Raw genomic sequence first — 12,210 nt, forward strand, 5'->3', positions numbered from 1 at the left:
ATGATATCCGTGATTGCTCGCCTCAACCAATCTATAGAATGGTTTACCGCACAGCTCGCACCTGTCGTATTGCTGATCTGCCGCTTCTGGGTAGGTTGGGTGTTTTTTAACTCAGGACTGACGAAAATAACCACGTGGAATAGCACTCTATTCCTGTTTGAGTTGGAGTACCAAGTTCCTTTTATCTCATGGAAATTAGCAGCTTATCTCGCAACTGCAGCGGAATTGGTTATTCCGATATTTCTTGTTTTAGGACTGTTTGGCAGGATCAGCGCTCTCGCACTTTTCGCGGTGAATGCCATCGCCGTTATCTCATACCCGCTGTTGTGGGAGAGAGGATTCTATGATCATCAACTGTGGGGAATGATGATGTTAACCGTGATTGTGTGGGGGCCTGGTGCTTTATCCATTGATCGATGGCTTGAGCGGAAACGCGTTACTGTGACAGCTCGTCATGAATACTGATCACGGCATCTCGTGACGCATGGCCAATCGCTTTGGTGGTATCTCTGGTTGCATGTCCCACTGCGGTTGTTGCATCTCGTGTCGCGTGACCAATTTCTTTACCCGCTTGCTTCATTTCAGCGCATCCCAGAAGGGAAAATGTGGCAGTTAAAGAACAAATTAGTAGGTTACGGCGCGTCATTATTCTCTCCTTTTCAATACCAAAACCACTCTAACAAATAACCCTGCTTGATAAAGCAGGGTTATGTTAATTATTGAACTGAATAACTCAAATCAGTAGAACTTAAGCAGCAATACCTGAGTGACGTAGCAAGGCGTCGATTTGTGGCTCACGACCACGGAAGCGCTTGAACAACTCCATAGGCTCTTCACTACCGCCCATTTCAAGAATGTTATTTAAGAAACTTGCACCCGTTTCCGCATTGAAGATACCTTCCTCTTCAAAGCGCGAGAACGCATCTGCTGATAACACTTCTGCCCATAGGTAGCTGTAGTAACCCGCACTGTAGCCACCAGCAAAAATGTGGCTGAAGCTGTGTGAGAAACGGTTCCACTCAAGACTTGGCAATACTGCTACTTTCTTCTTAACTTCTGCTAAGGTTTCCAGCACTTGAGGACCCACTTCTGGGTCATAAGTAGTATGCAGAGTGAAGTCGAACAGTCCGAATTCAAGCTGACGCAAAATAAACATACCTGACTGGAAGTTTTTCGCTGCCAACATGTTGTCGAGCATCTCTTTCGGTAAAGGTTCGCCTGTTTCGTAGTGACCAGAAATAAATGCCAGTGCCTCTTCTTCCCAGCACCAGTTTTCTAGGAACTGACTTGGTAGTTCAACCGCATCCCAAGGCACACCGTTGATACCTGAAACAGAGCTAACATCTACCTGAGTCAGCATATGGTGGATACCGTGACCCGTTTCGTGGAACAGAGTCACCACTTCATCATGAGTAAACAGTGCTGGCTTATCACCCACTGGGCGGTTGAAGTTACACGTCAAATAGGCCACAGGCGTTTGTAGCTCACCATTGGCATTGATACGACGAACGCGACACTCGTCCATCCACGCCCCACCTCGTTTATGTTCACGAGCGTAAAGGTCAAGATAGAAGCTGCCACGCAGCACATCATTGCTATCAAAAATATCGAAGAAACGCACCGACTCATGCCAAGTATCTACACCTTCGCGCTCTTGTACTTGCATGCCGAAGACACGCTTCAGTACTTCAAACAAGCCTGAAACCACTTTGTTTTCTGGGAAGTAAGGACGCAGCTCTTCATCAGATATCTTAAACAGTTTCTGTTTTTGCTTTTCGCTGTAGTAAGCGATATCCCACAATTCAAACGAAGTCACACCAAACTCTTGCTCAGCAAATTCACGCAGCTCTTGAACTTCGCGTTCACCTTGTGGTTTCACTTTCGTGGCTAGATTGTTCAAGAAGCTCAGAACCTGATCTGGCGTTTCTGCCATTTTGGTTGCCAGAGATTTTTCGCTGTAAGTGTTGAAACCCAGCATACGAGCCACTTCATAACGCAGTTTCAGCAACTCAGCGATGTTCTCGGTGTTGTCCCATTTGCCCGCATTCGGACCACGGTCTGACGCGCGCGTTACGTAAGCTTCGTAAAGTTCTTTGCGCAGCGCTTGGTTATCACAGTAAGTCATTACAGGTAGGTAAGAAGGGATATCCAAAGTTAACAAGTAACCTTCAAGACCTTTGCCTTCTGCCGCGGCTTGAGCCGCCGCCAGCGCTGATTCCGGCATGCCTGCCAGTTCGTTTTTATCGGTAATGTGCTTAGTCCAACCCATGGTGGCATCAAGTACATTATTCGAGAACTTAGAACCCAGCTCAGACATGCGCTTGCTGATTTCGCCATAACGCTTTTGTTCTGCTTTAGGTAAACCGATACCAGACAATTCAAAGTCACGTAGTGCATCTTTAATGGTTTTCTTCTGCGCCTGACTCAGCGTTGCAAAAGCCTCACTGTTCTTGATTGCTTTATACGCTTCAAACAAACCTTTGTGCTGACCAACCCAAGTTCCATATTCAGACAGAATTGGTAAGCAGCTTTCATAAGCTTCACGCAATTCGTCACTGTTCATCACTGAGTTCATATGGCTCACTGGTGACCATAAACGACTCAAGCGATCATCCACTTCTTCGATAGGTGCAATAACATTTTCCCAAGTTGGTTGTATATTACCTTCAAGTACCTGTTCAATCTTTGCACGGCAATCTTCTATTGCCTGTTCAACCGCTGGCTTTACGTGCTCCGGCTTAATCTCTGAAAACGGAGGCAAATCCGTAAAGCTAAGAAGTGGATTAGACATAAAACGTTCCTTTTTATGAAAAATAGTGAGGATGAAATATCCTCGTCTGTTAGGTTAATAAATATAGGTAGGAAGGTGAATTTTCAAGAGTAGCGTCAATTCAATACAATTCGAAATGTGTCTAGACCCACCTCAACATACAATTTTGGGTGTATAATTAGCCGCATTCGTTTTTCCATATTCAGCCATAAGTTAGAGAGCGACACTTGTTAAGTTATCGACACAGTTTCCATGCAGGAAACCACGCAGATGTAGTGAAACACATCGTACAAAGCTTAATCCTCAATGCACTACAGCAAAAAGATAAACCATTTGTTTATCACGATACTCACTCCGGTGTGGGCCGCTACGACTTAACTCATGAGTGGTCGGAAAAAACGGGTGAATACAAACAAGGTATTGCTCGTATTTGGCAACAATATAATGTGCCAGAAGACATTCAAAGCTACCTTGATGCTATCAAAGTCCTTAACCAAGGCGATGAACTGCGTTACTACCCAGGTTCGCCTCGCGTGGCACGTGCTCACCTGCGCCCGCAAGACCGCATGGTATTAACCGAGTTACACCCGAGTGATTACCCACTGTTGGAACAGGAATTCGATCGTGATCGCCAAGTGTCGATTTACAAAGAAGACGGTTTTCAACGCCTGAAAGCAAGCTTGCCACCGCAAGAGCGTCGTGGTCTGGTGCTGATCGACCCACCTTACGAACTGGCTAAAGAGTACCGAGACGTGGTGAATGCCATTGCACAAAGCTACAAGCGCTGGGCAACGGGCATCTATGCGATTTGGTATCCAGTGGTTAACCGCTGTGATATTGAAGATATGATTGAAGGTCTGGAAAATTTAGGTATCACTAAAATTTTGCAAATCGAGCTGGGTGTCTCTCCTGATACCAACGAGCGCGGCATGACAGCATCGGGCATGATTGTTATCAACCCGCCATGGAAGCTTGAAAGCCAAATGAAAGAAATCCTGCCGTTTTTAAAACAAGCAATTGCGCCAGCGACAGGTCACTACAAAGTGGAATGGATTGTTCCGGAATAACTTGCTCAAGTTTTTCCATGGGGTAACTTGTGATCTCACGGTTTACCCCAACTATTTAGCTATGCCCTAATAAATAATGGCTCCCTGCTTAATCTTACTGGCGAGCGATCAAAGAAAAATGGAGAAAGTAATGGCAACGCATTTTGATTACATCTGTATCGGTGGCGGTAGCGGCGGTATCGCTTCAGCAAACCGTGCAGCTATGTACGGCGCAAAAGTCGCGCTGATTGAAGCGAAAGATCTTGGCGGTACGTGTGTCAACGTAGGTTGTGTACCGAAGAAAGTTATGTGGCACGGTGCTCAAGTTGCTGAAGCAATGAACCTATACGCACCTGATTACGGCTTTGACGTCGACGTAAAAAGCTTCAACTGGGCGAAAATGGTTGAAAGCCGCCAAGCGTATATTGGCCGTATTCACCAATCTTATGACCGTGTTCTTGGTAACAACAAAGTAGAAGTAATTCGCGGCTTTGCTAAGTTCATCGATGCGAAAACCGTAGAAGTTAATGGCGAGCACTACACAGCAGACAACATTCTGATCGCTGTCGGTGGTCGTCCAACGATTCCTAACATTCCTGGCGCTGAGTACGGTATCGACTCCAATGGTTTCTTTGATTTGGCTGAACAACCAAAACGTGTTGCCGTGATTGGTGCTGGTTACATCGCTGTTGAAATTGCCGGTGTTCTCAACGCACTTGGCACAGAAACTCACCTATTCTGCCGTAAAGAATCTCCGCTACGTAGCTTTGACCCGATGATCATCGAAACATTGGTTGAAGTGATGAACACAGAAGGCCCAACGCTACATACGCACAGCGTGCCAAAAGAAGTGGTAAAAGAAGCCGACGGCAGCCTGACTCTTCACCTAGAAAATGGTGAAAGCCAAAACGTTGATACCTTGATTTGGGCTATCGGTCGCCACCCAGCAACAGATGCGATCAACCTAGCTGCAACTGGCGTTGCAACCAACGAGCAAGGCTATATCAAAGTTGATGAGTACCAGAACACTAACGTGGCTGGCATCTACTGTGTCGGTGACATCATGGAAGGCGGTATTGAACTGACTCCAGTTGCGGTTAAAGCGGGTCGCCAATTGTCTGAGCGCTTATTCAACGGTAAAACCAACGCGAAAATGGACTACAACCTAGTCCCAACCGTGGTATTCAGCCATCCACCAATCGGCACTATCGGTCTAACACAACCAGAAGCGATTGCTAAATACGGCGAAGAGAACGTGAAAGTGTACACTTCAAGCTTTACCGCTATGTACACAGCTGTCACTCAACACCGTCAACCATGTAAGATGAAGTTGGTTTGTGCCGGTGAAGAAGAAACGGTGGTTGGTCTGCACGGCATTGGTTTCGCAGTTGATGAAATGATCCAAGGCTTCGGCGTCGCTATGAAGATGGGCGCAACCAAAGCAGACTTCGACTCAGTCGTTGCCATCCACCCAACGGGTTCAGAAGAGTGGGTTACTATGCGTTAGTAACCACTTGTTAGAGCAAAGCCCTGCAAAACTTGCAGGGCTTTTTTATATCGTTACTCAACGGCGATAAAGTTCAACAGAATTTCTATTTCTAATAAGCTGAGCTTATTCAGAGTTATCACTTCGATTATGAGACGCTTTTATAAGCAAGCTGTATCAAGCACAAAGCGCTGATTGCCGCTCTCGTAACCAAAAGACCGTATTAATTGTTCAAACACTCACCAAGCAATTAGTTCAATCTTTTTCATTATTTTTAATGATGAATTGCGTGTAAGGTCTTGTCCAACTGTGCAATAAATGACAAAGTCATTGTTAGAATGTGTAACAGACTGATGTCTTAACCGATTATTAACTGTTGGTTATTTACACTAACAATATTTGAATACGTAAATTCGAGTTCTAATTCACGTTCTGCCCATCGATAACCTTTAAAGCATAAATAAGGAAGCGTGCAGGATGAGTTCTAGTGGTAAAGGAGAGATCAATATGGGCCAGGGTAGATCCTTGTCAAAAACGTGGTTAACCACGATTGCTGCTGCAATTGTGCTTGCCGGTTGTCAACCAGACGCCAAACCAGCGGCGGTCAATAGCGGTGCTGCACCTGCTGTCGCAGTAGATGTCATCAAAGTCACAACCCAGCCAGTTGAGGTAACAAGCACTCTTCCTGGTCGTACTAATGCTTTCCGAATCGCAGAAGTTCGCCCTCAGGTTCGTGGTATTGTTACAGCACGTAAGTTTGTTGAAGGTAGCTTAGTTGCAAAAGGCGATGTTCTGTTTGAACTTGACGCTTCAACTTACCAAGCTTCATTGGCAAGTATGCAAGCTAATCTAGCGAAAGCGGAAGCAACACTTAGCCGTACAGAGCTTCAAGCAAAACGCTACAGCGAGCTGGTGAAAAAGAATGCTGTGAGCCAACAAGCTTATGAAGATGCACAAGCGACTTACAAAGAAGCTTTGGCATCAGTGAAAGCAGCTCAAGCGAATGTTAATGCTGCGCAGATTGACCTTGATTACACGCATATTAAAGCGCCGATTTCAGGTCGTATCGGTCGTTCACACGTTACTGAAGGTGCGTTAGTAACCGCTAACCAAACTGATGTAATGGCGACGATTCAACAACTTGACCCACTTTATGTTGACCTTTCTCAGCCAAGTAATGAGCTTCTAAAACTTCGCCAAAGTACTGGTAAAGAAAAAGGCGAATTAAAAGGCATTAAGTTGTTCCTCGATGACGGTACGCCAATTGAGCAAAAAGCAACGCTACAGTTTGCTGAAGTTTCTGTGAATGAAAACACAGGCACAGTCAACGTTCGTGCAACACTGCCAAACCCAGATCAGTTCTTACTTCCGGGTCTTTATGTGCGTGCTCAACTGCCGGTTGAAGCTCGTTCTGACGCCATTCTTGTTCCGCAAACAGCGCTAAGCCGTAATGCACGCGGTGAAGCTTCTGTATTGGTTGTAAATGCTGAAAATGTAGTTGAAAGCCGTCCAGTCGTAGCAAGTCATACTGTGAATTCACAATGGTTGATTGATTCAGGCTTAGAAGCCGGTGAAACCGTTATTGTGGCAGGCCTACAAAAAGTACGCCCGGGCAGCACGGTAAATCCGCAACTGATGGAATCATCTAAGGAACAATAAGATATGGCTCGATTTTTTATAGATCGCCCAATCTTTGCTTGGGTGATTTCAATAATCATCATGTTAGCGGGTGTGTTGTCGATCATCACACTTCCGGTATCCCAATATCCGGATATCGCACCGCCGACAGTAATCATTTCAGGTACCTACCCAGGTGCTTCAGCTGATACGGTTGAAAACAGTGTGACACAGACGATAGAACAAAATATGAACGGGATTGATAACCTGATTTATATGTCGTCTCAAAGTAGTTCATCAGGTTCTTTCAGCATCACACTGACTTTTGAAAGTGGTACGGATGCGGATATCGCTCAGGTTCAAGTGCAGAACAAACTAGCCTTGGCAGAAGCGACACTACCAAGTGAAGTACAACAACAAGGTATCACCGTTTCAAAATCGTCTAGCTCATTCTTGATGGTTGTAGGCTTCGTCTCAACAGACGGCAGCATGGACAACACAGCCCTTTCTGACTACATGATTTCGAACGTTAAAGATCCACTAAGCCGTGTTCAAGGTGTGGGTGAAGTTCAGGTATTTGGTGCACAGAATGCAATGCGCATCTGGTTAGATCCAAACAAACTGAATAAATACAGCCTAACGCCAACTCAAGTGAAATCAGCGATCAGTGCGCAGAACACGCAAGTGTCTGTGGGTCAGTTAGGTGCTGCGCCTTCGGTGAAAGGGCAACGTCTAAACGCAACCATCACTGCGCAAAGCCGTATGAGAACGGTCTCTGAATTCGAAAATATCCTATTGCGAGTAGACACCGATGGTGCGCAAATTCGCTTAAAAGATGTGGCTCGTGTTGAGCTAGGTGCCGAGAGTTACCAAGCGGTTGCTCTATACAATGGTAAATACGCTGCTGGTATTGCAATTAAGTTAGCTACAGGTGCCAATGCGCTGGATACTTCTAAGTTAGTGAAAGCTCGTATTAACGAGATGTCGCCAACCTTCCCAGACAACATTGAGGTTATTTATCCATACGATACAACGCCATTTGTTCAGATCTCTATCGAAGAAGTAGTGCATACGCTGATTGAAGCGATCGTTCTGGTATTCCTCGTGATGTATCTGTTCTTGCAAAACTTCCGTGCAACGTTAATCCCAACGATTGCCGTTCCGGTGGTATTGCTTGGTACTTTCGGTGTTATGGCCGCATTTGGTTTCTCTATCAACACCCTAACCATGTTCGGTTTAGTGCTGGCGATCGGCCTACTGGTTGACGATGCTATCGTTGTAGTAGAGAACGTTGAGCGGGTAATGGCTGAAGACGGTCTTGCACCTCGAGAAGCTACTCGTAAATCAATGGGGCAAATTACCGGTGCACTGGTTGGTATCGCGATGGTACTAAGTGCGGTATTCATTCCGATGGCGTTCTTCGGTGGTGCAGCGGGTGCGATTTACCGTCAGTTCTCACTGACTATCGTATCGTCAATGGTACTGTCGGTTATCGTGGCAATGGTTCTGACTCCTGCACTTTGTGCAACGCTGCTAAAACCGATGCATAAAGGTGAACACCACGTTCGCCGCGGTCCGCTCGCTTGGTTTAACAAAGCGTTTGACCGTGGTACGAACGGCTATAAAAACGTCGTGAGTAAAGGTGTCAACCAGCGTATTCGCTACCTTGCTATGTACGTCATTATCGTTGGTGTTCTGGGTACGCTGTGGACTCGTCTACCGACCTCTTTCGTACCTGAAGAAGACCAAGGTATTTTCCTTTCTATCATTCAGTTACCAGCAGGTGCAACACAAGAGCAAACGCTGAACGTGATGGATAAAGTTGAAAAACACTTTATGGAAAATGAATCTGACTCTGTTCAGTCGGTGTTCACTGTTTCAGGCTTTAGCTTTGCGGGTCAAGGTCAGAACATGGGTATGGCGTTCATCCGTCTTAAAGATTGGGATGAACGTACAAATCCTGCGATGTCAGTCAACGCGATTGTTGGCCGAGCTTGGGGAGCATTCTCTCAGGTGAAAGAAGCGAACATCTATACCTTTAACGTTCCTGCGATTATGGGCTTAGGTAACGCAACCGGTTTTGACGCTTACATCACCGACAATGCGAACTTAGGTCACGATAAGCTAATTCAGGCTCGTAACCAACTGTTGGGTATGGCTTCGCAAAACCCTAACCTGACAGGTGTTCGTCCAAACGGTATGGAAGATACACCACAGTTCCGTATTAACATCGACTACGAAAAAGCGATGGCGATGGGTCTGTCTGTTTCTGATATCAACAGCACACTGTCCACGGCACTGGGTTCAAGCTACGTTAACGACTTTATCGATAACGGTCGCGTGAAAAAAGTATACGTACAAGCAGATGCTGAATACCGTATGAACCCTGAAGATCTGCGCCTATGGCATGTAAAAAATAACCTAGGTGAAATGGTTCCATTTGATGCGTTTGCAACGACTGACTGGACTTACGGTTCACCGCGTCTAGAGCGTTACAACGGTGTTCCTGCGGTTAACATTCAAGGTTCGGCAGCTGCTGGTAAGAGTACTGGTGATGCAATGCAGGCGATCAGCGACATTGTAGCTCAATTGCCGCAAGGTATTGGCCTGCAGTGGACAGGTGCATCTTACCAAGAAGTACAAACTGGTTCACAAGCACCACTACTGTATGCGCTTTCTATCTTAATCGTATTCTTAAGCCTTGCTGCTCTATACGAAAGCTGGAGTGTGCCGTTCTCGGTAATCATGATAGTTCCACTAGGGGTATTTGGTGCGATTGCTGCTGCGACAATGAAGTCTCTGTCTAACGACATCTACTTCCAAGTGGGTCTGTTAACCACTATCGGTCTGTCTGCGAAGAACGCCATCCTGATTGTAGAGTTTGCCAAAGCACTTTATGACGAAGGTGAGGATCTTATCAAAGCAACAGTCGAAGCGTGTCGTATGCGTCTACGCCCAATTATGATGACGTCATTTGCCTTCATCTTGGGTGTCCTTCCACTAGCACTGAGTACAGGTGCAGGTGCCGCTAGCCGTAACGCAATTGGTTGGGGTGTTGTAGGTGGTATGTTCGCCGCAACGATACTGGCTATCTTCTTCGTTCCGGTATTCTTTGTGATTGTGATGAAGCTGTTCCGCACACAACCACATAAGATCCCAGAAGATGCATAATCTTATCTAACAATGAAAAAACCCAGTGGCATTCACTGGGTTTTTTATTCTCTTCAATAAGTAAACTTTGGATTACTTTACGCAAAGCACATTGAGAAGAGAGGTACCTTTTAAGGTATTGACCTTACCAGTGGTAAAGAAACCTTTACTGCTGTCACCCCAATAAGGCAAATAAACTGGCCACTTATCTTTTTCCATCACTTTGGAATCAAGCAACTGCTTCCATTCGGCTTCTGTGGCTAAGCGCATTTTTTGTTGCTGGCAACGTTTCTCCGCATCAGCATAATTTAGGCGATTCCACGCCAAATCATGCTCCATATAGAACTGCTCCTTTTCATCCATCACGTAAGGAACTACGTAATGAAGGCCACTCAGCGTTGCTTCACGTCGAATGGTGATACTAGGCATGTCTTTAGCCGCCTTTGGCGCAGCTTTAGTAGCGGATGGCGTTACTGCGGGTTTTGCTTTTGGCGCTGGTTTAACAACTGGCTTAGGTTTCGCGGCGACTACTTTCTTAGCAGTATTTTGGGATTTGGATGCTGGTTTTTTCTCAGTAACAACCGGAGCATCTTGCTCGCCTTTGCGTACTTCGCGAATAAATGCTTCCTTGTAAAGTTTCTCGCTTCTAACCCCAGCGAGCTCTTTTTTGGCTGTCGCATAGTCGTCGTAAGGACCTATCAGGCAGCGTAACGCTTTCCCTTCTGGCTTCATCCATACGTCTGTTGAGATGTGCTTATAAAGCACTTTAGCGCGGCTTAACGGCATTGAATCATTCAGCAAGCCACACTGAATCCAAAATAGAGAGTCTTTTCCTTTAGGTGCAGAATTCCCCCACAATCCCTTACCAATTGGGCAGTTGTTGTTTAACTGAGGAAGCTCGTTGGTTGAAGCTTGAGTTCCACCACACAAAAACTGATCAGGCTCTGCGGCCAAAAGTGGCTGAGAAGTAAAACAAAAAGGCAATCCAATCAAAAGAAGGTGAGAAAGTTTCGGCATTGCGGCCCCTTTAATATCCATACGCTCTCCGTTCAGGTGACTATGGTTACTGTCAATACTCGACCTGAGCTTGTATCTATCTAGCTATTTCTAGTTCTTTGAAAAAACATAAGCAAAAAAAGAGCCGTAAATCACTTACGGCTCTAGTTTAGGTAGATTATGTCAACAAAATCAATCGACGAGGATCACCCTTTATAGATTTTCGGGTTAAATACGTCACGCAGCCAGTCACCGAGTAGGTTAATTACCAATACTAAGGTTACAAGCAGCACACCCGGGAAGGCAGTGATCCACCAAGAGCCTGAGAAAATATAGTTGAAACCGATACTAATCAGAGCGCCAAGCGATGGTTGGTCAACTGGTAAACCTAAGCCAAGGAATGAAAGTGCCGCTTCTGACATGATGGCGTTTGCCACCTGTACCGTTGAGATAACCAGAATTGGCGACAAACAGTTAGGCAGAATGTGGCGGAACATGATACGAGGCGCTTTAAAGCCCATGACACGAGCCGCTTCCACATACTCTTTCTTCTTCTCAGCTAATACAGATGCACGGATAGTACGCGCATACTGAGGCCATTCAGCCACACCGATAATCACCACCAGCATTAACACTGCGTATTCGCTATAGAACTCGCTACCGAAACTCGCCTTGAAGATTGCCGATACAATGATCGCCACCATCATAGTCGAGAACGACAACTGAACGTCGGCAAAACGCATTAAGTAGCTATCAATACGACCACCAAAGTAACCAGAAGATAGACCAATGATAATGCCCAAGAACAGCTGTAGCGCTACCGCTAGGAAACCGATCGTCAGTGAAAGGCGTGAGCCGTAAAGCATGGTCGATAAAATATCGCGCCCTTGCTCATCAGTACCCAGTAGGAAACGCTCATCACCGCCATCCATCCAAGATGGTGGAAGTTCTGCGTCCATAATATCAATCGATGACATATCGTATGGGTCTGTCGGTGCAATAAGCGGCGCAGCCACTGAAAGCACCAAGAAAATCATACAGATGGCAAAGCTGAACATTGCCACTTTGTCACGTAAGAAGTAGTACAGAAAATCTGACTGTTTAAAACGCTCCCAGCGTGAAGGAGCTGCTGCAAATTCACTCAT

General features: G+C 45.8%; 9 protein-coding genes. 5 read left to right on the forward strand and 4 right to left on the reverse strand.

The genetic code is table 11. From position 1 onward, the window contains the following. A complete protein-coding gene (locus HKI82_RS18580) occupies positions 1-465 on the forward strand; it encodes a DoxX family protein (protein ID WP_171138838.1) in 465 nt (154 codons plus the stop codon). On the opposite strand, the gene HKI82_RS18585 is transcribed toward HKI82_RS18580, so the two are convergent. Next, positions 437-646 (reverse strand): hypothetical protein, encoded by a 210-nt coding sequence (locus HKI82_RS18585; RefSeq protein WP_042489779.1) that lies wholly within the window; start codon positions 644-646, stop codon positions 437-439. The two genes, HKI82_RS18580 and HKI82_RS18585, sit on opposite strands and share 29 nt — an antisense overlap. A 102-nt stretch (positions 647-748) precedes the next feature. Continuing rightward, positions 749-2,791, reverse strand: a complete 2,043-nt coding sequence (gene prlC / locus HKI82_RS18590) for an oligopeptidase A (protein ID WP_171138839.1) — start codon at positions 2,789-2,791, stop codon at positions 749-751. 206 nt (positions 2,792-2,997) lie between these two features. Between prlC and HKI82_RS18595 the strand changes: the two genes are divergently transcribed. The 4 genes from HKI82_RS18595 to HKI82_RS18610 all read left to right on the forward strand — a co-directional run bounded on the left by HKI82_RS18595 (position 2,998) and on the right by HKI82_RS18610 (position 10,090). Further along, positions 2,998-3,837: a 23S rRNA (adenine(2030)-N(6))-methyltransferase RlmJ gene (locus HKI82_RS18595; RefSeq protein WP_171138841.1), complete on the forward strand. Its 840-nt coding sequence runs from the start codon at positions 2,998-3,000 to the stop codon at positions 3,835-3,837. Between the two features lie 130 nt (positions 3,838-3,967). Beyond that, on the forward strand, positions 3,968-5,323 hold the full coding sequence (gene gorA, locus HKI82_RS18600) for a glutathione-disulfide reductase (RefSeq protein ID WP_171138843.1): 1,356 nt from the start codon (positions 3,968-3,970) through the stop codon (positions 5,321-5,323). 486 nt (positions 5,324-5,809) lie between these two features. Continuing rightward, positions 5,810-6,961: an efflux RND transporter periplasmic adaptor subunit gene (locus HKI82_RS18605; RefSeq protein WP_102942848.1), complete on the forward strand. Its 1,152-nt coding sequence runs from the start codon at positions 5,810-5,812 to the stop codon at positions 6,959-6,961. A 3-nt stretch (positions 6,962-6,964) separates the two neighbouring features. Then, positions 6,965-10,090, forward strand: a complete 3,126-nt coding sequence (locus HKI82_RS18610; protein WP_102942847.1) for an efflux RND transporter permease subunit — start codon at positions 6,965-6,967, stop codon at positions 10,088-10,090. A gap of 72 nt (positions 10,091-10,162) precedes the next feature. Here HKI82_RS18610 and HKI82_RS18615 read toward each other — a convergent pair whose 3' ends face one another. Further along, a complete protein-coding gene (locus HKI82_RS18615; RefSeq protein WP_171138844.1) occupies positions 10,163-11,107 on the reverse strand; it encodes an SPOR domain-containing protein in 945 nt (314 codons plus the stop codon). A 164-nt stretch (positions 11,108-11,271) separates the two neighbouring features. Continuing rightward, positions 11,272-12,210 carry an ABC transporter permease gene (locus HKI82_RS18620; RefSeq protein WP_042489789.1) on the reverse strand — a complete coding sequence of 313 codons (939 nt, stop codon included), beginning with the start codon at positions 12,208-12,210 and terminating at the stop codon, positions 11,272-11,274.

Source organism: Vibrio plantisponsor, assembly GCF_013041605.1.
Classification (GTDB): domain Bacteria; phylum Pseudomonadota; class Gammaproteobacteria; order Enterobacterales; family Vibrionaceae; genus Vibrio; species Vibrio plantisponsor.